The sequence below is a fragment of the Shewanella sp. SW24 genome, assembly GCF_025653395.1.
Classification (GTDB): domain Bacteria; phylum Pseudomonadota; class Gammaproteobacteria; order Enterobacterales; family Shewanellaceae; genus Shewanella; species Shewanella oncorhynchi.
In genome coordinates, this window is the sequence record NZ_JAKKSH010000001.1 from 13,039 (window position 1) to 35,238 (window position 22,200).

Annotated in this window: 16 protein-coding genes; 5 read left to right on the forward strand and 11 right to left on the reverse strand. The window is 45.3% G+C overall.

What is annotated here, in order from left to right; translation table 11 throughout:
* Positions 1-7 precede the first annotated feature (7 nt).
* From L5M17_RS00060 to L5M17_RS00080, 5 genes are all read right to left on the reverse strand, one after another.
* On the reverse strand, positions 8-706 hold the full coding sequence (locus tag L5M17_RS00060) for a uracil-DNA glycosylase family protein (RefSeq protein ID WP_263144822.1): 699 nt from the start codon (positions 704-706) through the stop codon (positions 8-10).
* Positions 707-816: 110 nt separating this feature from the next.
* Positions 817-1,422 carry a hypothetical protein gene (locus L5M17_RS00065; protein WP_263144381.1) on the reverse strand — a complete coding sequence of 202 codons (606 nt, stop codon included), beginning with the start codon at positions 1,420-1,422 and terminating at the stop codon, positions 817-819.
* A gap of 216 nt (positions 1,423-1,638) precedes the next feature.
* The gene (locus L5M17_RS00070) at positions 1,639-3,726 is read right to left on the reverse strand and encodes an MtrB/PioB family decaheme-associated outer membrane protein (protein ID WP_263144383.1); all 2,088 of its coding nucleotides are present in this window, start codon (positions 3,724-3,726) and stop codon (positions 1,639-1,641) included.
* A gap of 12 nt (positions 3,727-3,738) precedes the next feature.
* Positions 3,739-4,740 carry a decaheme c-type cytochrome MtrA gene (gene mtrA / locus L5M17_RS00075; RefSeq protein ID WP_263144385.1) on the reverse strand — a complete coding sequence of 334 codons (1,002 nt, stop codon included), beginning with the start codon at positions 4,738-4,740 and terminating at the stop codon, positions 3,739-3,741.
* Positions 4,741-4,808: 68 nt separating this feature from the next.
* Entirely contained in the window at positions 4,809-6,761 is a 1,953-nt protein-coding gene (locus tag L5M17_RS00080; RefSeq protein WP_263144387.1) for an OmcA/MtrC family decaheme c-type cytochrome, read from the reverse strand.
* A 138-nt stretch (positions 6,762-6,899) separates the two neighbouring features.
* On the opposite strand from L5M17_RS00080, the gene L5M17_RS00085 reads away from it, so the two are divergent.
* Positions 6,900-7,061: a hypothetical protein gene (locus tag L5M17_RS00085; RefSeq protein ID WP_181800802.1), complete on the forward strand. Its 162-nt coding sequence runs from the start codon at positions 6,900-6,902 to the stop codon at positions 7,059-7,061.
* 42 nt (positions 7,062-7,103) lie between these two features.
* Here the strand turns inward: L5M17_RS00085 and L5M17_RS00090 are convergent, their stop codons facing one another.
* From L5M17_RS00090 to L5M17_RS00105, 4 genes are all read right to left on the reverse strand, one after another.
* Entirely contained in the window at positions 7,104-9,296 is a 2,193-nt protein-coding gene (locus L5M17_RS00090) for an OmcA/MtrC family decaheme c-type cytochrome (protein WP_263144391.1), read from the reverse strand.
* Between the two features lie 248 nt (positions 9,297-9,544).
* Positions 9,545-11,464, reverse strand: a complete 1,920-nt coding sequence (locus L5M17_RS00095) for an OmcA/MtrC family decaheme c-type cytochrome (protein WP_263144393.1) — start codon at positions 11,462-11,464, stop codon at positions 9,545-9,547.
* Between the two features lie 35 nt (positions 11,465-11,499).
* Positions 11,500-13,650, reverse strand: a complete 2,151-nt coding sequence (locus tag L5M17_RS00100) for an MtrB/PioB family decaheme-associated outer membrane protein (protein ID WP_263144395.1) — start codon at positions 13,648-13,650, stop codon at positions 11,500-11,502.
* A 13-nt stretch (positions 13,651-13,663) separates the two neighbouring features.
* On the reverse strand, positions 13,664-14,623 hold the full coding sequence (locus L5M17_RS00105) for a DmsE family decaheme c-type cytochrome (RefSeq protein WP_263144397.1): 960 nt from the start codon (positions 14,621-14,623) through the stop codon (positions 13,664-13,666).
* Positions 14,624-15,063: 440 nt separating this feature from the next.
* On the opposite strand from L5M17_RS00105, the gene L5M17_RS00110 reads away from it, so the two are divergent.
* The 3 genes from L5M17_RS00110 to glnS all read left to right on the forward strand — a co-directional run bounded on the left by L5M17_RS00110 (position 15,064) and on the right by glnS (position 19,477).
* Positions 15,064-15,303 carry a ferrous iron transport protein A gene (locus L5M17_RS00110; protein ID WP_028760477.1) on the forward strand — a complete coding sequence of 80 codons (240 nt, stop codon included), beginning with the start codon at positions 15,064-15,066 and terminating at the stop codon, positions 15,301-15,303.
* Positions 15,296-17,590: a Fe(2+) transporter permease subunit FeoB gene (gene feoB / locus L5M17_RS00115; RefSeq protein ID WP_263144400.1), complete on the forward strand. Its 2,295-nt coding sequence runs from the start codon at positions 15,296-15,298 to the stop codon at positions 17,588-17,590. Before L5M17_RS00110 ends, feoB begins: the two co-directional genes overlap by 8 nt.
* 216 nt (positions 17,591-17,806) lie before the next feature.
* Positions 17,807-19,477: a glutamine--tRNA ligase gene (gene glnS / locus L5M17_RS00120; protein WP_173245638.1), complete on the forward strand. Its 1,671-nt coding sequence runs from the start codon at positions 17,807-17,809 to the stop codon at positions 19,475-19,477.
* A 179-nt stretch (positions 19,478-19,656) separates the two neighbouring features.
* Here the strand turns inward: glnS and L5M17_RS00125 are convergent, their stop codons facing one another.
* Positions 19,657-20,253 (reverse strand): Yip1 family protein, encoded by a 597-nt coding sequence (locus L5M17_RS00125; protein ID WP_105252940.1) that lies wholly within the window; start codon positions 20,251-20,253, stop codon positions 19,657-19,659.
* Between the two features lie 283 nt (positions 20,254-20,536).
* On the opposite strand from L5M17_RS00125, the gene miaE reads away from it, so the two are divergent.
* Entirely contained in the window at positions 20,537-21,307 is a 771-nt protein-coding gene (gene miaE / locus L5M17_RS00130; protein ID WP_028760473.1) for a tRNA isopentenyl-2-thiomethyl-A-37 hydroxylase MiaE, read from the forward strand.
* 167 nt (positions 21,308-21,474) lie between these two features.
* On the opposite strand, the gene L5M17_RS00135 is transcribed toward miaE, so the two are convergent.
* Positions 21,475-22,200, reverse strand: a complete 726-nt coding sequence (locus L5M17_RS00135) for a UDP-2,3-diacylglucosamine diphosphatase (protein ID WP_263144404.1) — start codon at positions 22,198-22,200, stop codon at positions 21,475-21,477.

Here is a 22,200-nt window from a genome sequence, read left to right on the forward strand (position 1 = left end):
CAGGCGCCTAGTGGGGTTGAAGGTTTAACAGGGATGCAATACGCATTCTTAATCTGGGTAGCATATCGCGTTCAAACTCAGGATGCTGCTTAAGCCAAAGATTATTACGCGGGCTTGGGTGCGGTAAGACAAGATACTTAGGCCAATATTGCTGCCATTGCGCGCATGCTTGGGTCACAGTTATTGGTTTCAGTTTGGGGATGGCTTTTACTTTAGCGCTGGTCGAAATTTTACTGCTGGTTGTTTGAGGCTTAGTGATCGGCGAAGTGGGGTTTACGGCCTCGGACGATTCGCGCGGTAGATGATAGTCGATGGCATATTGGCCGAGGATCACAATTAGCTCTATTTGCGGCATTAGGGCGAGCAAGGCCTGATGCCAAGTGGCTGCACATTCGGAGCGCGGTGGTTTATCACCCTGCTTTTTACCGTTTTTTTCGATACTGCCCGGAAAACAAAATCCCATAGGGATAATGGCAAAAAGATTGGGGTCGTAGAATTGCTCCCGCGTGACATTCAACCAAGTGCGCAGCCGTTCACCGCTGGCATCGTCAAAAGGTATGCCTTTATGGTGGGTTTTCACGCCTGGAGCTTGGCCTGCAATCAAAATCCGCGCTTGGGTACTGGCCTGCAATATCGGTTTGGGCGCTAAGGGTAAATGGGCTTGACATAAAGTACAGGCGCTGATTTTTGTCAGCAGTTTGGCCATTGATACCGAGCATGATGGCGATACTGTTACGCAAAGTGGCGATGGCGCTTTAGTGAGATTCGTCTTAGTCAATTTAATCGCTAATTTTATCGTTGCTCATTCATTTTCAATCAGGATTGGAGCATCATCACTGTTTGATATACCCAGTAGCCAAAAAGAGAATAGCCAAGGATTAAACTGATATAACTTAATATCTTAGGAATTTGATTTGTGCTTGAAGCCAAACAAATGTGGGCCAGCACAATCGTAAAGAGGGCTAATGGCGCAATCACATAGCTCAAAGCTAAGATGAATAATGCCCCTAGGCTGATGATCCAATCGGCATTGCGATTGGTGGTTTTATCGATTTGGCAAAGCTGTAGTGGCAATAAAATCAGTCCAATACCGACACAGATAATACCTAAGTTAAGGGCGAAATCACTCCAACCTCTATGATCATAAATGGCTAACGCAATGGCAATTAATGGCACTATTAGTGCGCTTAATACATGGCGTTTGGCAAAAGTGGCGCTACGATACTGACCCGCAAAAAAGAATAAGCCCTGTAGAAACAGATTGATTAAGGTAAAACCACCGAGGCCTAAAATGATAAATAGGCTCGCTGCGCCACCCGATGGGTCGAACGCCATGGCGGGTAAGTGTAATAAGCTTAGCCCCACTAGTGCAGAAAGTGATAACAGCCACTGAGATTGGGAGAGTGAAGAATAAATACGCATGGGCTCAGAGGATTAACTAAAAGATTGAATTAAGATCCGCTAAAGTGAGCCAAAACTCAAGGATTAAGGTTTTTATGGGCGGACTTTCGCGCCAGAGTCTGATCTTATTCAAGATTTTTACTGTTATCTGCCATGATGTTATCGCTTTAAAAGATAATGCTGCGCTTAAACAAAAGCCCGCAACATGCGGGCTTTTCGTGTTATGAACAGTATCGATTAGAGTTTGTAACTCATGCTCAGCATGATCATTTGCGCTGTGTAGTCATGGCTATTGCTGCCAAAGCCTACGACGTTCCAGATCCCATCGACGGCGATATCATTGGCGGCATCATTGTCTTTATAATTCTCAATTTTATAATCCAAGCGCAGCGCCATTTTCTCGGTGGCTTGATATTGAGCATATAAGTTAATGTTGTGCACTTTGGCAAAATAATCGCCATAGTCGCCTGTGATACCTTGTCTGACTTGAGTGTTACTGTCGGAGTTTGAATAAGTGTAATCCAATCCCATGCGTAACTTGTTCTCAAGCAAGTTGTTGTAGCTCAGGCCTGCTCCGACCACATCTACATTATCTTCAATGAATCCTGTCCACGTTGGGGTGCTGTAATTACTGCTTCCCGCTTGTTCAGACTCAATGATTTGATAGTTGTAGAAGGTTGTCGCCAGTAAATCATCGGTGATCATGTAGCTGATGTTGGCATCATAACTGGTGTCCTTTGACTCAGTTAAGCCAATAACTGTGTCAGAGTAGTCATCTAATGCGTAACGGGCACCGAAATCTATGGTCAAGCTGTCGATTGGCGAGTGGGTGACTCGAGCTTCAATCTGGGTTCTGTCGCGGTTAGCCAGATTGTACTTACGTAACAGGCTGTTGGTTTCAGAAGATGTCCATTCAGAAGCTTGATATTGCGAGCCATCACGCTGACCGTAACTGCCCTTAACCCACATATCCCAAGTTTCAAAGCTGTTAACGCGCAAACGTGCCCAAACAGTATTTTCATCCGTGGTTTCACGGTCTTGATAATTACGGTCGTCACGTTTGAAGTCATAGCCGCCATCAAGCTTCAGTCCATGGGTAATACGATAATCCGCCGCCACTTTGAAGCGTTGGCTAGTGTTATCATAAGGGGTGTTATAGGCCACCTTACCATTGACATTGTTGATGCTGACTTGGGTCCACTCTTCAATTTGAGTATTGTTATCACGGTCGCTATAGTCGTAGCTACCACTTAAGCGCAATGAGTTAGTCACTTTACTGACGACTTTTAAGTTCAACCCTGTGAGGTCAACTTTGGCATCAACGGCCTCTGTCGGCACTTGATAGCCATAGCCTGAAGTGACTAATGCTTGGTCTTGACTCATTTGTCCCGCAAGCACACGACCTGTTAACACATTGGTATTGTCGTTGTATTGACCCATGAGCGACACTGTGTGTGACTGGTTGTCAGGGTCAAGGACGAGTGTGCCAGAGGTTTGAGCACCAAAAGTTGGATTGAAGGCACTGTCGAAGTTTAACTGGTTGTACTCGTTCTTAAAAATTGAGCCATTGTAGTTAAGTGCAGTGAACCAACGATCGCCTTTTAGTTTAATGCCAGCTTCAATGGAGTCAGTGGTGTAATCAACTGGCTCAGCTAACATCATGGATTGGTTAAAGAATCCACCTGATGTTTTTTTCAAGCCGGTTTTTTCTTCACGCATGTAGCTCACATGCGTACTCCACAGCGATTCACCTTGATAATCAAAACCTAACCCTGTGCGCTCACGTTTGAGCGACAGTTCTAAAGCATTTAGGTTGTCCATCAGTAACGGCATCTGGTTGCTTGAACCCGCAGTTACCCAGTTGTCTGGCAAGGTTAAATTATCGCTGCCGACACCAGAGTAGGGCGTTAAGGCGCTATTACTGTTGTAAGTGGCGATTTGGCGATAGTTTACATTGACATTATACTGGCCTTGTTTGCCCGCATTGACATCTAAACGGCCACCATCCATGCCCAGTTGATAAGCTTCAACGCTGGCTTGATAGCCTTTCTCACCACGGAAGGTGACATCGGCATCAAATTTACCCGCAACTTCGTTTGAAGTCCCAAAGGCATTCGCCGAGCGAATATCCTCTTCGCTGTTGTAACCCACGCCCACACCCACAGTGCCAGACGTACCCGTTTCAACAACGCAGCCTTTACAGCTCCAAGCGGACATTTTGACTTTTTCGGTATTGGCATTGGCTAAGCCATACCCGTCGGCCGCTATCGCAAAACCTGTGTTTGCTAGTAACGCCAGAGTGATCAAATTGAGTTTAAATTTCATTTTCTCGTCTCCTTAGCGCTGTAATAGCTTGCCAGATGGATGGTTTGAACCATGGACCTGACGGTGGCAATTTAAACAGCTTCTTCCACCTGTAAAGGCATTGTCGCCGACGTTTGAACCTAAACCAGTGTTACCTAAGTAAGCATTGCTGGCGTGGCCATCGCTGGCGTGACATTGCTGACACAGCTGCGGTGCGCGGGTTTTTAACATGGCATCATTCACACTGCCGTGAGGATTGTGGCAAGTCACACAGTTCTCAGTGACGGGTGCATGTTCCCACAGTTTTGGGCCGCGTTTCTCGGCGTGGCAGGAGTAACAGGTTTCGTTAATGCTAGGCTTGTTTAGATCGGAATCTGTCATGCTCCCATGGGGATTATGACAATCGCTACAGGTCATTTGAGCCCATTTTAGTGGGTGACTCGAGCGTTTATTCATGTCTGCTTTTTGCTTAGTGTGGCAGCTAGTACAGACTTCCATTTCGGTGTTTTTTGATAACACAGGATCTTTTGCGACATGCACTTGGTGGCATGAGGCACAAGCAACATCGGCATTGTCATGGTGACTACCGTTCCAAGATACGCGTTTATCATCTTGGTGACAGCTCATACAGACACTGTTTTGTTTTTCTGCACTTAAGGTTGATTGCTTACCAAAAGTGATCATCGGCTCGTTGCCGCCTTTATTGTGTTGACCCATAGGACCATGACAGGCTTCACATTGCAGGCCAGCCATTGGGCTCTTTGATGAATCAATGGCGCCATGAACACCTTTGAAGAGGTCCATCACTTTTTCAGATTTTTTGTGGCACATCAAACAAGAATCGGCACCTTTAGGGGAGTAGCTGCCTTCGGCAAACTTCTTATCTAAGGTGGCTTCGACTTGTTCTGGAGTCATTTTGTCATCCCACTTTGAGGCGTGTGCACTCGGTGTGATGCATAAAGACATCACTGCAGACATTGCCATGGAGATGACAAGTGCCGGCAGTAGTTTTTTCATTTTTAGGCTGTTCTTCATAATAGGCTTCCCAATTTGTCCCAACAAAATTCAAGAAAGGGGGAGCGAACTCCCCCTGCTTGGGCAAATTACATCTTCACCTGAGTGTGATCTGTTGGTGTGGGTTTGTGACAGTAGAAACAGGTTTCTGACTGCGCCGCTTGATTGGCTTGAACATAATCACCGTTCACAATCGCGCCCATATTTTCTAAGCCGTGGCCAATAGATTCTGGCGCGTGGCATGAAGTACAAGTGGCAGTGATTGGCGTGGTGTATTTACCCGCAGTTGTTGCCAGAGCGCCTTTGACCTTGAATGCATCTAGGTTGAAGTCGTTATGACATTGGGTACATTCTTTGATGACACCTTGTTTACCATGAACAACGTGTAACTTCATCTCCAACGCACCTTTGTTAGCACCATTTGCATAGGTACCATCTGGGGTATGACAAGCGACACACGCATCCACACCGACAATTGGCTTACCGCTGGCATCTTTTGCATGTGATAGCTGTTCTGTCATCACAAAACCCGCATGGTGGCCTTTGTGAATTTCGAAGCTATCACCGTGACAACCTTGACAGGTACCAAACTCAACTGAGTTAACATGACGCATGCTCGGTGCTTTGCCAGACTTAGTGCCAAAAGCTAGCTCGGCTTTCATGCTCGTTGTTGCGCTGTCTGCGGTACATGCGGTTAAGCTTGTACCAGTGCTACACACTTCTAAACCGATAATGGTAAAGGCGGTATCAGTATCGCCTGCACCGAAAGGTAGAGCGGGTGTTGTAAAGACCAATTTACCGTCAACTAAGGTTACACCTTCTTGCAGTGCGCCATCTTTGACTAAGTCTTTCGCTATTTTCGCTTTACCGCTACCTGGACTTGGATTGTAGCCCATGATCGGGAAGTTAGGGCCAACGTTGGTAACGGACTCTAAACGTTTAATCTTATCTTGAACGGTTGCCGCATCAATTGCGTTACCATCTTTGTCTAAGATAGACACGGTTAATACTGCAGTATCATCAGCTTGACCAGCAAGTGCTGCTGACATACTTAACTGAGCGATAACGGCTTTTTTGTCTGCAGTCTTACCTGTGTGCAGTTCTGCAGTCCAATCGCTGTTATGACAGGCGATACAGTTAGAGTTATCTAGCTGTTGTGAGTGACCTTTACCGGCAGCAAAGTCCACTGTGCTATGGCAGCTTCCACATGAGGCAGCAGTTGGGATACGTGACCAATTACTCCAATCAGGCGTAGCCTCATTTGCAGCGTGACAGCTTTGACAGCTTTCTAATGAGCCTAAGGTGAGGTCTTTGTGTTTAGCGTGAACGAGAACATTGAACTCTTTACCTACACCGACTTTTCCGGCTGTGTGGCAAGTTGCACAGTAATTAACGTCAGAATACGCGCCGCCATGTTTAACATTGGCTAAATCTTGGTGACAAGTATTACAGCTTTCTGTGGCGACAATTTTGCGACTGTATGTTGGCAGTGCGCCAGTATCGGCAGTGAAGTCGACAAAGGCGTTACTGTTTGGTACTTGAGTACCATCGGGAAGCGGAGTGTTATAAGCGCGGATTAATACTCGTTGAGCTAACTGTTCGTTATAGGTGACTTTAGTGTTAGCGGTCAGGTTCATACTAAAAGTATAACTGTAGTGACCGTTTTTCTTGTCAACGAAAGTCCCTGGGCATGTTGCAGCGACATCACAGGTCTCATCACCAAAGTACTGCCATTGTGACGCATTACCTGCACCAGTTGCGCCTTGTGGGATTAATTGTGCTGCGGCAAAACGCATTTTTTGTAGGCCAACAACGGGTAAATCATTTTCGTTAGTGACGGTAAACTCAACACTCGGAATACCGTTAGTGACGACAGATTTGTCAAAGGCAAAATTAAGGGTTTGAATCGCTGGAGCAGGTTCGCCACCAGGTTCACCGGGATTACCATCATTACCATCACTGCCACCACAGCCCGCTAAGGCCATAGTGACTGCACTTGCTGCTAACAGCAGTGCGATTTTAGTTGTTTGTGCGTTCATCATTTTTTTCCCTGCATAGGTTTGGCATTGCTTAAACGCTATGTTCTAGAGCCAACAGATTCTATGTCTGTGTTTTTGGTCACTAGAAGCGACTTAAGTGGATGCTGGAAATAGAATTCCCCAAGGAAAGGCTAACCTAACATGACCTTAAAATCTCCAAGGCCTTTGCTAATGTGTGACTTGGATCTTTCTATTTCTAAAGAGGTATTTAAAGCGAGAGGTAAAAATGATTCTAGAACAAAAAAACAGCGGATTTTTGAAAGGGAAGAATATAAAGAGAGAGGTAACAACCTCTCTCTTTAATAACGATAAAAACATTGCTCTGAATGAGAGCGTTACACCTGTTTAGTTACCGTGGACTTCACTCAATTGAGCTGGTGTATGGCAAGTCGCACAGCTTTCAGATGCACGGGTTTGCACATCGGCTGCGCTAGTACCGTTTAAGATACCACCGTTAGCTTCAATATGAGATTTAGCGGCATCAGAGAGATATTTCTGGTGACAGCTTAAACATGCGCCTGCATCAGAAGAGACCCAAATATCGGTACCGTTATTGTTGATGTCACCAAAACGCCATGTGCGTTCAGGTGCACGGCCTAAGGTAATACCTGTAATGACGTTTGATTTATCTACAGTATGACATGTAGCGCAATCGGTTTTAAGCACAGTGCCCGATTGTACGCCTGCATATTTTAGATAATGGCCTTCACGTTCGTGAGCTTTCCAAGCAAAGCTAGTTGGGATTTTGCCACCAGGATAGCTTGAATCGGCTTTAAGGGTTTTGTCTGATGTATGACAAGTTTGGCAGTTTACACCATTGTCATAGTGGTGAATTTCTTGATTGTGACAACCCTGACATTTTGTTGGGTCAATAATATCACGACGAATAGCTGCTTTAGCTGTGCTATCCACAGCATTATCTTTCCAAACGAAGTGATAAGGAGCTTCTTTGACTGGGACTTTGTGTGTGTTAGCTGCCGCACAATCTGTCATCACAACATCCGCAACGCCATAGCCACCATTGTTGAAACATACTTCCAATGTTGACCATAGTTCGAATGTTTTACCATTTGCATCTGCGGGTAAATTGAACTTAGTGCCAGTCAATGAGTAGGTTTTATTGGCTTCGTTATAGGTACCTTCACTTAGAGCAATGCGACGGTTACTGTAAGAAGCCGTAGCAGAACTCGGGAAGTCTTTATTAGAATCCCATGCTACTACAACACGCGAGCCCTGGTTCACGAAGGCTTTGTCAATCGCATTGCCATCTTTATCAATAACTTGAACATCGAAAGTGATTTTGCCTGTGGTGTTGACACCTACATTGCTGAACTTAATACCCATAGTTTTAGTGTCAGAGTAAGCTTTCAGCACATCGCCATGACGTTTAGCCGCACTGCCTGTTCCACCATAGGGTTGAGTTGCATTATGACAGGCAACACAGTCATTGCTGCTGTGGTGAGCAGATGGTTTTTCAGTGTGACAACCAATACAGGCTTGATTACTTAAATCAGCCTTAAATAGATCGGCATTAGCTGGCGCGTTCGTTCCTTCTACGTGACAGGCTGCACAATCAGCGGCAGGTTTTAATGGGAAACCAACCTTGCCATAGTCAATGACTTTACCGCCATACCCCACAATTTTATATGGTGCAGGAACTTCCGCTCCAGTTTCATCATAAGTATGACGTTCGCCACCTTTATGGATAGCATGAATCATGTAAGTAAATTCAATGCTATTGCCTGATTCAGGGTCACCAGATGTTGCCGTATGGCAAGATGCACAGTTCTCAATATCAACTCTGCGGCCGCCGTGTAACTCTAAACTTTCTGGTTGGTGACAGGTGTAACAGGCTGTTATTGAAACAACGTTACGTGTTTGGATTCCTTCTGTTTTACCTGTTGAAGGCTGCCAGTCAAAATGTGCGTTTGCTGAAAGTTGTGGTAACTCAAGCTCTAAGGTTGCACGTTGAGTCGCTTCAGCGCTGTAAGTGATGGCTAAGGGCTCAGTGACATTGGCGATATTGGCTTGATAGGTATAACTGTAGTTGCCATCACCATGATCGACTAAACATGTATCACACTTGGCTGCAGCTTCAACGTTGGCTTGATATTGAGCGGATGGATTGAGGTTATCCACGCCAGAAGGCACTGTGCCAGGTTCTTTTTTCGTATTGATATAGGCTTGCCATTGGTAACCGCGGTCAGCGGGTTTTGCTGGATCTTCTGTTGCTACTGTTACGTGGCTAAGTTGCGCAATACCAAAGCGAATGTCGTGATCTTTATTCAAGCCAAGTACAGCCACACCATTCGCATTTTCTAATGTGAAATTAACAGTCACTTTACCTGCATCGACTGTGGCGTTAGTGAAACTTGCTTTCAGTGTAGGAGTTGAATCGATATTAACACCGACAACGCCAGGTTTTCCGTCTTCACCATCTTTACCGTCACTACCACCGCAACCGGCGAGTAGTAGAGAGAGTAAACCGGCACCCAACATCGCTTTTGTTGCGGTATTGAAATTGAACCGTTTCATCATGATATTTCCCTGCAATAGTTGTAATCATCATCAACCGCTTGGCAAATAAGAATAAATCTCATTACCCGCATAAGATGTGTGGAATTAGTTTTCCATCTGTAAGGCTAACTAAGTCACTGGTATTTATCAGTCACTTTAGGCGGGTAATGTGACTGAGATCTGACTATTTCTTTAGGAGTAGATGACTGCATCGTATGAGTTCCTTTTATATCTGCAGTTGCTGGCCTTTTTAGGCCAGCATCATAGGGTTAGTTTATTGGATGCACTTTCAACACGTCCGCGACTCCGCCCTGTCCATGACAGAAAGCACAGGTTTCAGTTCCTGCGGTTGCATCGGATTTTGTACCTGCAAAAACAGCACCTTGCTGAGCCATGTGGTTATGAGTGCTGGTATCTGAATGGCAGTTGCTACACACAGCGGCAATTGGGCTGGTAAAAGTGCCGTTATCGAGGGCAAGGGGTTGTACCGCTGAATTTAAGGGGAGGGCGACGGTAGAAATCCCCGCAGTATCGTTAACGTGACATTGGGCACAGTTACCAATTTTTCCTGGGTAGTTTAGGCTTTCAAACCCCGTGAATTGACTGGTGTGAATACCGTGGATCAGCTGCTTAAAGTCAAATGACGTGATTGAAGGATTGGCTGCCGTCGCATCGGCCAGCATATTGGCGTTATGGCATAGCTGGCATTGACCATCGAGATCGTTACGTGAGCCGTGAATATTCAGTTTTTGATCACCATGGCAATTACCGCAGCTTGCATTGCTCACAACGCTACGGCGACCTTCATTGCTCAATGCTGCCATATCAAAATAACTGTGGCTGGATTTAATCACTAACACTTCCGCCAGTTCAGTCGTGCAATCAACCAGTACTTTATCTTTGGCACAGACTCTGCCTTGAATCGCAAGTCCGCCATGATCCGTTTCAGTGCCTGCTGGCACGGTAAGGCCCGCTATCGTATAGGTATAAATGCCATTAGAGCCTGATATGGGTGTGGATTCCGGCAGTTTAATCGAGCGAGCTGAACGGGTCGCATAATCAAAACTGGTTCCCCAGTTGGCATATACCCTTAAATCATTGATAAATTTTAGTTTATCGGCACTTTCGCTATACACAGTTCCTGTGGCTGGATTCATCAGCTTAACCGCAACAGTGACCGTACCATTGGCATCCATACTGGCGCTGGTGATGCTTGGGCTAAATTGCATCAGTGCCGCGGTTTTAGCTTCATCACTGTGTACGCTTGCGGTCCAGTCGGCATTATGACACGCCACGCAGTTACTGTTATCTGTTTGCACTGGGTGTCCTTCGCCTGCGGGGAAATTGATCTGTGTATGACAGGCACCACAGGCTTGCATGGTCGGGACTCTGCGCCAGTTTTGCTGTTCGGTTAACTCAGCCTTATCGACGTGACAGGTTTGGCAGTCACTAATGGGTTGCGGGAAGCCGGTTAAATGTTTGCTGTGGATCATTTGTGGGAAAATATCCGCAGGGTTACTGACTTTTTTGCTGTTATGGCAGGTGACGCAGGTTTCGATTTGATTATATCTACTGCCATGGAAAGCTAGATTACTGTGGCAACCATTACAGGTCTCTATTGTGACTAAGTTGCGGGTGTAAGCGACATTACTACCTGAAGATTGCCAGTCATAATGCTGATTGGTTATAGGTAAGGGCGTGTTATCGGCAAGTTTATCGCCGCCAATTTTGACCACCATTCTTTGGGTCGCTTCGGGCATAAACGTCACTCCATTCATGGCATTAAATGCGGCGCTGAAGGTATAACTGTAGTGACCGTTTTTATGATCTGTGAGACTGCCTGGGCAAGTTGCCGCGCAGGTTTCAGCGGTAAAGTGCTGCCATTCACTGCTATTCCCCGCGCCTGTATAACCTTGGGGGAGAAGCTGCGCAGCAATAAATGTCGCCGATGGGATACCAATCACGGCTTCATCATCTTGATTGCTCACTTGAAAATCCACTTGAGCAATGCCATCTGTCATCGCGACTTTATCGACCATGATGTTAAGGCTAGTTATCGTTAATGCAGGCGGTTTCGCAGGCTCACCGGGATTACCATCTTGGCCGTTATCACCGCCACAGGCGCTTAATATGGAGACTAAGGCCAGCATAAGACTGAATTGAGTGCGAATTTTTGCAAACTTGTTCATATTTCTATCCTTGGAATGCGCTGTCAGTGCCTAAGTTACATTTGGTAGCTTAAGGTCAAGCCTAAGTAGTGAGCGTTGTAGTCGTGGCCCATATCACCAAAACTGAGTACGTTGGGAATCGTGTCCCAGCTTGTGCCTTGGTTTTGCCAGTTAGCATCTTGATATTTTTCGAATAACCAATCGATGCGCAGCGACATGCTGTCGGCAAACTTATATTTGGCGTAGGCATTAATATTGTGTTTGCGGGCGTAAAAATCGCCATAGGGACTGGTGATGCCGTAGGTCACTTCGGTATCACTCTGTCCGTCGGAATAGCTGTAATCCAAACCAATATCGAGGTGATGATCGAACAGGTTTTGATAACTAAGCCCTGCACCAATCAAGGTCGATTTTTCCTCGGCAGTGCTGTACCAATCGGGTGTCGAGAAGGAATTACTGCCCGCTTGGTCTGAATCGCGCCAATCTTGGTTAACAAAGGCGGTTAAATTGAGGTCACTGCTCAGCACATATTGGGCTGACAAGTCGTAACCGAGATAGGACACTTGAGTTAGACCTACTAAGGTATGATGATAGTCGTCATTAATACTGTGTAAGCTGGCACCAAGAGATAGACCAATATCGCTCTGATAATCCGTGTGTAAGGTGACTTTCTGTCTTTTTCTATCGGCAAGGTAGGATTTACGTAGCCAAGGATTACTTGAACTTTGAGTGGTTACGACGGGATGATATTCACTGCCATCTCGCTCTAGTGCTTCTCCTTTCAACCAAGCTGACCATGCGGGCGAATAGCGATAACTTAGTTTAGCAAACACGCCGGACTCGTCGACGGATTGGCGGTCGAGTTCGGCATAATCGTTTTCATTATGGCTGTAACCCGCTTCGGCATAAGCCGCTGAGGTAAAACGGTATTTGCTTTTAAGTTCGAGTTTTTTGGTGCGCTTATCATAAAGGCTATTTTGGGCTGTGCCTTGATCAATACTGTCGGTGACGATCTGCGGAAAGTCTAATTGAGCCGTTTTGTTATCTCTGTCTTGATAGTTGTAACTTGCCTGCATGCTTAAATCTTGGCTGATCCGTCCTGAATATTTAAGGTCCATCTCTACAATATCGACTTGGCCATTTAAGGTATCCGCAGGCAGGACGGGCGATGGGCCATTGATGGTGGCAGGAATAAAGGTGTCATCTTGGGTCATGCGGCTAAAGCCTGCGTGCATCAATACATTTTGACCATTTGCCCCCCCTGAGGCTTCTGCGGCAACTCGGTAGGCTTTATTGTCGGGGTCGACCGCATTCTGGCCTAAGTATGCTGCGCCAAAGGTGGGTGTGTAGGCTGATTGCCACAGCATGGCTTGGTGATCATTTTTATATTGGCTGATTTGGCTATTGATGCCAGCTTGCCAGCCTGAACCGTTAAAATAAACTCTCGCATCGACTTCATCAGTACTGTCATCAATTGGTTGGGCTAGCATAATGCTATTGGTGAGTATATTGGCACTGGTCTTTTTGGCGCCGCTGCGGTCTTCATGCTGATAGTTTAGCGAGGCTTTGTAGTGACTGTTATTGTCACCTTCAGGTGATATGTTGCCCGCGTAGTAACCACCGATACTAAAGCGATCACGTTGAATACTTAAATCTTGGCTAACAAGGCTGCTCTGTAACATAGGCATAGATTGCGTTGTGCCGCCTGTTATCCAGTTATCGGGCAATAACATTTTATCTTGCGCTGAGGTATAGGGGCTTTTGAGTTGATTATGGTTATAGCTTGCTAAACCTCTATAACCCAAGTTGATTTGATAGTTTCCCGGCCTTCCTGTTGTGAGCTTGGCTGAGCCCGCATCAAAGCCTAACTTGTCCGCGACCAGCTCGGTTTGATAACCCGTCTGCGTTTTGTACATCATATCCGCACCGACGGCGCCAACGAGACCATCATTATCTGTCCCTGTGCGGTTACCGAAACGGCTGTCCTCACTATCGTTGTAAGCGAGGCTGGCACTGACATTGCCAATATGACCTGTCTTAGGTTGGCATTGCTTACAGCTCCATGCCTCTGTCTTTATGCTACTTCGATTCGCTTCTTGCAGCTCATAACCTTCGGCGTGTGCTTGAGTCAAAACACCGTTTATCGCCCAAGTCAGCAAAGTGAGGGAGAAATAAGCGCTAGGGTGAGACATTTTAGCTGTTCGCATGATCATTCCCTTGTTATCTCTGTAGTAATTTGCCAGAAGGATGGTTAGAGCCATGCACTTGTCCGTGACAATTCATACAGGAATTACCAGAAGTGAAGGCATTGGTTTGATTGCCAAAATAGGCATTACTGCTATGGCCATCCGAAGCGTGGCACTGCTGACACAGTTGTGGCGGTTTGCTGATCAGCATGGCTTCGTTCACGCTGCCGTGGGGATTATGGCAATTAGCGCAGTTGTCGGTGACGGGGGCATGTTCCCACAGTTTAGGGCCGCGTTTTTCGGCATGACAGCTATAGCAATTTTCATTAACACTCATTTGCTTCAAGCTTGAATCGTTTAAACTGCCGTGGGGATTATGGCAGTCACTGCACACCATTTGTTGCCACTGTAATGGATGCGCCGAGCGCTTGTGCATATCGGCTTTTTGTTGGGTATGGCACTGGGTACAAATGGTGACTTCATTGGCTTTATCGCTGATAGGATCTTTTGCGGTATGCACTTGATGGCAGCTGCTACAGGCGACATCGGCGTTATCGTGGTGATTGCCTTTCCATGCGGTACGTTGACTGTCATTGTGGCAACTCATACAGACACTGTTTTGCTTTTGCGCGGGAACAGGGGAGTTTGCGCCAAAGGTGATCATCGGCTCTTTGCCACCTTTATTATGATTCCCTAACGGGCCGTGGCAGGCTTCGCACTGCAAATCGGCCATAGGCGAATCTTTCACATTGGGGTTGCCATGAACCCCCTCAAATATTGCCATCACCATGGCACTTTTTTTGTGGCACATCAGGCAAGTATCAGCGCCTTTAGCGGAATACTTACCTTCGGCGAATTTTTTGTCTAATGTCGCAACAACTTCTTCTGGTTTTTTGTTATCCCAAGGGGTCGCTGAGGCCGAAACGCTCGCGATTGATAACAAAATACATAGCATAGCCTTAGCTATGCTTCTGAACTTTAGCCCTATTTCCATGGTTATGTTTTCCCGAGTGCATTTATATTTGTTATTTTTACGCTTTCGACATTGCTAATTTAGCTTATTGAGCTTGGTTAATATTAGAACAAGTGTGTGACACGTGCTTAACATTGCGTGGTCTTTTCACTGTAAAGAAGGATGATTTTACAGGCGATATAGATTAAGTGTGATTTTGATCACACTTGCTTCGGGTGGGATTTGTTTACAGCGTTTTGACTTCTGTGCATCGCTTGATAGTCACTAATGCTAAGGTGCGGATTTTTATTTTCGGTTGGTCGTTTATTCATTGGAATTTTTATCACATAATACCCAACACAATTGAAAACTATTATCGTTACCAATCAAAAATCTTGATCTAGGTAAAGTTATTAGTGTCATCGCTCGGTTACAATGGGCGCAGTTTTTCGAGCTGAACCTGTTGCAAGGTGGAATACGTAATGAAGTTAAGCGAACTCAGTCCCGGCGATCGCGGTCTTATTTCTGAAGTGGGGCGTTTGGCGCTGCCACAAACCGTGAAGCGCAAGTTGTTGTCCATGGGGATCACGCCAAATACGCGTTTTTTATTGATCCGATACGCACCTATGGGCTCTGGTCTCGAACTGGATATTCGTGGTAGTAAACTTTGTATGCGCAGAGATTTGGCAGACATCATTGAGGTGGAAAAGACGAATGGCTAAGCAGTTTCATTGCGTCACAGTAGGAAACCCTAACGCGGGTAAATCTACACTCTTTAACGCGCTAACAGGCGCAAATCAACAAGTGGGTAACTGGTCTGGTGTTACGGTCGAAAAAAAGACTGGTCATTTCACCTTAAACGGTGCTGACGTCTATCTGACAGACTTACCGGGTATTTACGACCTTCTTCCTGCGGGTAATAGTTGCGATTGTTCACTTGATGAGCAAATTGCGCAGCAATACCTTGCCGAGCAACGTGTCGATGGCATTATCAATTTAGTCGATGCCACTAATATCGAACGTCACTTATATCTCACAGCCCAATTACGTGAACTCGCTATCCCTATGGTAGTGGTGCTGAATAAAATTGATTCGGCTGTCAAACGTGGGATTAAAGTCGATTTAAAGAAAATGAGCCAAGAGCTGGGTTGCCCTGTGATTGGCGTGTGTTCGCGAGATCCTGCCGATGTCGCTAAAGTGCAGGCACAGGTACTCGATTTACTTCAAGGCCGAGTCTCAGAAGCCCCATTAGTGCTTCACTATGATGAACAAATTGAAGCGGGCGTGCAGTTACTCTGCAGTAAAGATGCCCAATTAAGTCGCGGCCGCGCTTTGGCTATGCTAGGTAATGGTTCAGGTTGTGGTAGCTGTAAAAATGCTGAACTGCAGGATGAAGTGAATTCCTGTACTCAGATTATCGCTCAGCAAGGCCATGATATTGAAGTGATGGTGGCGACCACGCGCTTTAATTTCGTTGAACAAGTTTTTCAAGGTTCAGTGAAAGAGTCAGGGTTCCTCACCCTCAGTGACAAATTAGATAAACTCGTTTTACATCCTGTGCTTGGCATTCCTGTGTTCTTGTTTGTGATGTATTTGATGTTTATGTTCAGCATTAATATTGGCAGTGCTTTTATTGATTTCTTTGATGTTTTTGCTGGCGCATTGTTTGTCGATCACTTCGGTTCATTCTTGACGAGCATGGGCTCTCCGGCTTGGTTGGTCACTATCTTAGCGGGCGGTGTCGGCCAAGGCATTCAAACCGTATCAACCTTTATTCCTGTTATTGCGGCGCTTTTTCTCGGTTTGTCGATCCTCGAAAGTTCTGGCTACATGGCGCGCGCTGCATTTGTGGTTGACGGTTTAATGCGTCGTATTGGCCTGCCTGGTAAAGCATTCGTTCCTATGATTGTCGGTTTTGGTTGTTCAGTGCCGGCAATTATGGCGACGCGAACCTTAGGCAGTGAGCGTGAGCGTATTGTGACAGGGATGATGGCACCATTTATGTCCTGTGGTGCACGTCTTCCTGTTTATGCACTATTTGCGGCTGCTTTCTTCCCTGATTCAGGTCAGAATTTAGTCTTCTTGCTGTATATTATTGGTATCTTTGCCGCTATCGGTACGGGTTTATTACTCAGAAGCACTTTATTACCCGGCAGCAGTAGTGCAGTGGTGATGGAGCTACCAAGTTATGAACTACCTAAGCTGAAAGCTGTTATGGTTCGTACAGGTAAACGCACTAAGAGTTTTATATTAGGCGCAGGTAAAACGATTGTTCTAGTCGTGACCTTATTGAACTTCATTAATGCTATTGGTGTTGATGGTACATTTGGCCATGAAGATAGCCAAGCATCTTTGCTGAGTGTCGCGAGTCAAAAAATCACGCCTATCTTCTCGCCTATGGGCATAGAGCAGGATAACTGGCCTGCAACCGTCGGTATTATCACGGGTATTTTCGCTAAAGAAGCGGTTGTTGGTACCTTAAACAGTCTATACAGCAGCACGGCGCCGACAGATGAAGAGCTTGCACCATTGAGCGAAAGCTTTAATGCGGCTCTGGCAACGATTCCAGCTAACTTGTTTGGTTTAGCTCTTGAAGATCCGCTTAAACTGTCGGTCGGTGATTTAACCAATAAAGAAACCGTGGCTGAAGAACAAGGTGTTGCGACATCGACTTTTGGTGCTTTACAAGCAGGTTTTAGTGGTAAAGTTGCGGCTTTCTCCTACTTGCTGTTTATCTTACTTTATACTCCTTGTGTTGCGGCAATGGGCGCCTTAGTGCATGAGTTTGGTTCTCGGTGGGCGACGTTTGCGGCAACGTGGACTTTCTCACTGGCTTATGGTTCTGCAACGGTAGTTTATCAAGCCGCTACCTTTACGCAGCACCCAGTTCAATCAAGTCTGTGGATTGGTTTCTTCTTGTTTGCATTAGCCGCTTTTTATCTGTGGTTGAAACGTAAGGGTAAAAGAAGTCAGCAGATTATTCCTGGGATCCGCATTATCACCGAGTAAGATTTACTGAGTCGGCGTGACTGAATAATAAATGTCAGCTTAGTTAGGTCAAAGATAAAAGCAGCTTTCATGGCTGCTTTTATTGTTTTACTATCGCGGTTATAACCCCAAACAGTCAAAAACCAGAGTTTTTAACCCTAGGCATTGTAACTAGTGGTGATCTGTAGGATCATGCTGGTTTTCTTAAAATTGCCATTGTTCGCAAAGAGGAATTCCATGAGTCATGTGGACACTGAAGTACGTCCGAGTAACTTTATTCGTAATATCATAGATGAAGATTTACAAAGCGGTAAGCACACGAGTGTACAGACTCGTTTCCCGCCGGAACCGAATGGCTATCTTCATATTGGTCATGCTAAATCTATCTGCTTAAATTTTGGGATAGCGCGAGACTATAACGGTCTGTGTAATTTACGTTTTGACGATACTAATCCTGAAAAAGAAGACATTGATTATGTGAATTCTATTCAGGCGGATGTGCGTTGGCTTGGATTCCAGTGGGATGGTGACGTTCGCTATTCATCAAACTATTTTGATCAGTTACATCAATATGCGGTTGAACTGATTAATAAAGGTTTGGCTTATGTGTGTTTTTTGAATGCAGATGAAACCCGTGAATACCGTGGTACGTTAAAAGAGCCAGGTAAAAACAGTCCTTTCCGCGACACATCAGTCGAAGAAAACCTCGCCTTATTCGCTAAGATGCGCGACGGTGGTTTTAAAGAAGGCGAGTGCGCATTGCGTGCCAAAATTGATATGGCATCGCCATTCATGTGTATGCGCGATCCTATCATCTACCGTATTCGTTTTGCCCATCATCATCAAACAGGTGACAAGTGGTGCATTTACCCAATGTACGACTTCACGCACTGTATTTCTGATGCGTTAGAACATATTACCCACTCTTTATGTACATTAGAGTTCCAAGACAACCGTCGTTTATACGATTGGGTGTTGGATAATTTGAACGATTTTCAAGCGCCGAATCGTACTCGTCAATACGAGTTTTCCCGCTTAAATCTCGAATATACCTTGATGTCTAAACGTAAGCTGAATGACCTTGTGACCCGTAAACTCGTGTCAGGTTGGGATGACCCACGTATGCCAACGATTGCAGGCTTACGTCGCCGTGGTTATACACCGGCTTCAATTCGCGAGTTCTGTCAACGTATCGGCGTGACTAAGCAAGAGAATATGATTGAAGTCGGCATGTTAGATGCGTGTATTCGTGAAGAATTGAACGAACATGCACCGCGTGCGATGGCCGTATTACGTCCATTGAAAGTCATCATTGAAAACTATGCTGAAGGTGAACTTGAGTACATTCAAGCGGCCGCTCATCCAAATGATGAGAGTATGGGGACGCGTGAATTAGCCTTTGGCCGAGAAATATTGATCGATGTGGCTGACTTTAAAGAAGAAGCCAACAAACAATACAAACGCTTAGTTACAGGCAAAGAAGTGCGTTTACGTAATGCCTATGTGATTAAAGCTGAACGTTGTGACAAAGACAGCGAAGGTAATATCACGACGGTTTACTGTACTTATGATCCTGAAACTTTAGGTAAAAACCCTGCAGATGGCCGTAAAGTCAAAGGCGTGATCCATTGGGTTGAGGCATCTACAGCTAAGCCTGCTGAATTCCGTCTCTATCAGCGTTTATTTACCGATCCTAATCCTGCTGCGGCAGAGACTGTGGATGAAGTGTTGAACCCTGAATCATTGATCGTGGTACAAGGTTTTGCAGAAGCAAGCCTAGTGAATGCACCTGCGGAACAAGCCTATCAGTTTGAGCGTGAAGGCTATTTCTGCGCTGACAGTAAAGATTCATCGCCGGATAATTTAGTGTTTAACTTAACCGTAGCGCTGCGTGATTCTTTCGAGTGATTTTGCTTAAGTGGATCTGTTTGACTGAGTGAGTCAAACTTATCTGCTAACTCGCTCAGAGCGTTAATTCAACTCAAAAAGAAGGCCTTTGCGGCCTTCTTTTTTATTTTCTGCTAAAAATTCAATTGCTACGCAGAGCTTGAGTTGCTGTTGATTAAATTTGTGATGAATTAAAATGGTTATTGGTACATAGGACCAAAGCCTAAGCTCCATAAAATGACACTAGTTGCCATTAGCCCCACCAAGAGTACTAAGCCTGCAGTCACCATAGAGCTGGCGTAGATAAAACCTTTCTCTTCAGGGATATTCATAATGATAGGCACCCCCGCGTACAGTAAATACACTGAGTAGGCTAAACCAATCAACCCCACTATCATGATAAACCATAGCACTGGATATAATGCGGCTAAACCGACCATAAACAATGGGGTTGCAGTGTAGGACGCGAGCTCTAATGCTTGGGTGTAAGTTGGGTTAGCATCGAAGGTTTTTGCCATCCAATAGGCTAAATAGGCAAGGGCGAATACACCTGCAATCAGGCCTAAATACATGCCTGCGGACATAAACAGGGCGCTTTGTGGTGTAAGGTAAATAGGATCGCCAGCGCCAGGATTCCAGCCAATGTAAGCTGTAGCTATATAGCTGCACACCGCCGGAATTAAGGCGATAAGTACTACATGGCTCAAGCTACTTTTCAGTGCCTCATGGTTTTTTTCAATTGTTTGCCACTCTTGTTTTGGATGAGTGTATAGCCCCATTAAGTGATTCAGTATCATTATAATTATCCTTGTTCAGCATTGATGAATGGCTCGCCAAACGTCAGACGAGCTGATAACAGCTCTACAATCGAGGTTAAAATAGTGTCCTGTCTCTTTATCCATCGATTGGTTACACATAGAGAAGTGAGAGGCTGTGTGATCAGGATCTCAGTTCTTTAGAGTGTAGATTATTTATTGAACAAAAAGTTCAGCGCGTCAAGTTTACTTAAGCCTAATGCTATAGCTTATGAGTAAATATGCGTAAAATAGTGCGATATTCAGAATGATATTGAGTGAGTCCATGCTGCAACTTCTTGCCCCCATCCACGCATTTCTTCACTGTGAAACACCGCAAACTTGGATTGATGTTGCGATAAAATCAGATTCCTTGGATGAGTTGCTGATCGACCATTGTAACTGTGAGTTAAAAGCCGCTCAGACAGCGATTTTTTTGCTACGAAAATATGCGTTAGATAAAGACAGTGGTCGAGCTCTGTTGGCGTGGGCTAAACCCTATGAAGAGTTTATTTATTCGCAAGAACATGATGTGGAAAGTTTTTTAGCCCGTGATGTGAAAAAGAATGAGTTGGTAACTGACCTTATACCTAAGCCCAACTTTAAGTTTGCTGCGAATTTAGTTTCACCTTTAATCCGCTTGATTAAAGAAGAGTTTCATCATTTTGAACAAGTATTGGATTTAATGCACAAGCGCAGTATTGATTACCGCAATATTCGCGCGGGTCGTTATGCCAAGGGGATGATGAGTCATGTGACAACCCATGAGAAAGATATTTTGCGGGATAAGTTGATTGTAGGGGCATATATTGAGGCTCGCTCGTGCGAGCGCTTCGCTAAACTCGCGCCTTATTTAGACGGTGAGCTGAGTAAGTTTTATGTGTCACTGCTGCGCTCTGAAGCGCGACATTATCAAGATTATCTTGCGTTAGCTCAGTTGGTTTCACCTGAGGATATTAGTGAGCGAGTGAAGTACTTTGGCGAGTTAGAAGCGGAGTTGATTTTGGCGCAGGATGATGAGTTTCGTTTCCACAGTGGGTCGCCTCTATTAAATTAATTTGAACGGCTTTGCTTCCCCAAACGAGTAGAGTTAAGTCCATATAGCTGAAACGATTAACGGTTCTAAAAAACCGTTAATCACAGTATTTTCAAGCTATTAAAGCTAAAAATTTAAGCTATTTAAGCTTAAGTAACGCTAAATGAGGCCTACTTAAGCCAATGCCTTTAGGTAATCATCTGGTCAAAGGGTAAGGACTGTAAATTAATCCCTTCAGCGCTCACACTGAGCACACTGCCTTGTTCATACCAATCGCCAACCACTATACGCTTACAGCCATTAGCAAGTTGATGAATGGCCGGTCTGTGGGTATGACCGTGGATCATATGCTTAGTGTGTGTCTTGGCAAATAACACATCGACCGCATTGGGCTCTACATCCATGATAGTGTAGCTTTTTTGCTTATTGCTGTTCTTGCTCTTGCTGCGAATTTTATCAGCAATACCCTGACGGGTTTTCTTGGATAAACAACCATACAGCCAACGAGACAGCGATAAACTGCGCAGTTTTCGAAAGCGTTGGTAGGCCTTATCTAAAGTACATAAGCTGTCGCCGTGCAAAATTACAGTGTCGACACCGTATAAATTGAGGCGAGTGACTTCGGGTAAAATTTGCATGCCTGCGGCGCGCGCAAATTGTTTGCCTAGCATGAAGTCACGGTTGCCATGGATAAAATACACGGGCAACTTTTGTGATACTTGCTTGAGTTTTTCGGCGATGTCGAGGGCAAAAGGTAAGGCAATATCATCACCAACCCAGACTTCAAACAAATCGCCTAGGATATAAAGGGCGTCGGCATCATCGAGTTCAGTGTCGAGAAAGCGAGTGAACGCTTGGGTGATATCAAGGCGATCTGCACTCAGGTGCAGATCGCCTATAAATAGAGTTCGCAT

Excerpts from the sequence above, each read along its gene's own strand:
- L5M17_RS00095 (WP_263144393.1), bottom strand. The coding sequence starts at position 11,464 with ATGAACAAGTTTGCAAAAATTCGCACTCAATTCAGTCTTATGCTGGCC.
- L5M17_RS00080 (WP_263144387.1), bottom strand. The coding sequence starts at position 6,761 with ATGATGAACGCACAAACAACTAAAATCGCACTGCTGTTAGCAGCAAGT.
- L5M17_RS00060 (WP_263144822.1), bottom strand. The coding sequence starts at position 706 with ATGGCCAAACTGCTGACAAAAATCAGCGCCTGTACTTTATGTCAAGCC.
- L5M17_RS00070 (WP_263144383.1), bottom strand. The coding sequence starts at position 3,726 with ATGAAATTTAAACTCAATTTGATCACTCTGGCGTTACTAGCAAACACA.
- glnS (WP_173245638.1), top strand. The coding sequence starts at position 17,807 with ATGAGTCATGTGGACACTGAAGTACGTCCGAGTAACTTTATTCGTAAT.
- mtrA (WP_263144385.1), bottom strand. The coding sequence starts at position 4,740 with ATGAAGAACAGCCTAAAAATGAAAAAACTACTGCCGGCACTTGTCATC.
- feoB (WP_263144400.1), top strand. The coding sequence starts at position 15,296 with ATGGCTAAGCAGTTTCATTGCGTCACAGTAGGAAACCCTAACGCGGGT.
- L5M17_RS00105 (WP_263144397.1), bottom strand. The coding sequence starts at position 14,623 with ATGGAAATAGGGCTAAAGTTCAGAAGCATAGCTAAGGCTATGCTATGT.
- L5M17_RS00085 (WP_181800802.1), top strand. The coding sequence starts at position 6,900 with ATGACCTTAAAATCTCCAAGGCCTTTGCTAATGTGTGACTTGGATCTT.
- L5M17_RS00065 (WP_263144381.1), bottom strand. The coding sequence starts at position 1,422 with ATGCGTATTTATTCTTCACTCTCCCAATCTCAGTGGCTGTTATCACTT.
- L5M17_RS00135 (WP_263144404.1), bottom strand. The coding sequence starts at position 22,200 with ATGCGAACTCTATTTATAGGCGATCTGCACCTGAGTGCAGATCGCCTT.
- L5M17_RS00090 (WP_263144391.1), bottom strand. The coding sequence starts at position 9,296 with ATGATGAAACGGTTCAATTTCAATACCGCAACAAAAGCGATGTTGGGT.
- miaE (WP_028760473.1), top strand. The coding sequence starts at position 20,537 with ATGCTGCAACTTCTTGCCCCCATCCACGCATTTCTTCACTGTGAAACA.
- L5M17_RS00110 (WP_028760477.1), top strand. The coding sequence starts at position 15,064 with ATGAAGTTAAGCGAACTCAGTCCCGGCGATCGCGGTCTTATTTCTGAA.
- L5M17_RS00100 (WP_263144395.1), bottom strand. The coding sequence starts at position 13,650 with ATGCGAACAGCTAAAATGTCTCACCCTAGCGCTTATTTCTCCCTCACT.
- L5M17_RS00125 (WP_105252940.1), bottom strand. The coding sequence starts at position 20,253 with ATGATACTGAATCACTTAATGGGGCTATACACTCATCCAAAACAAGAG.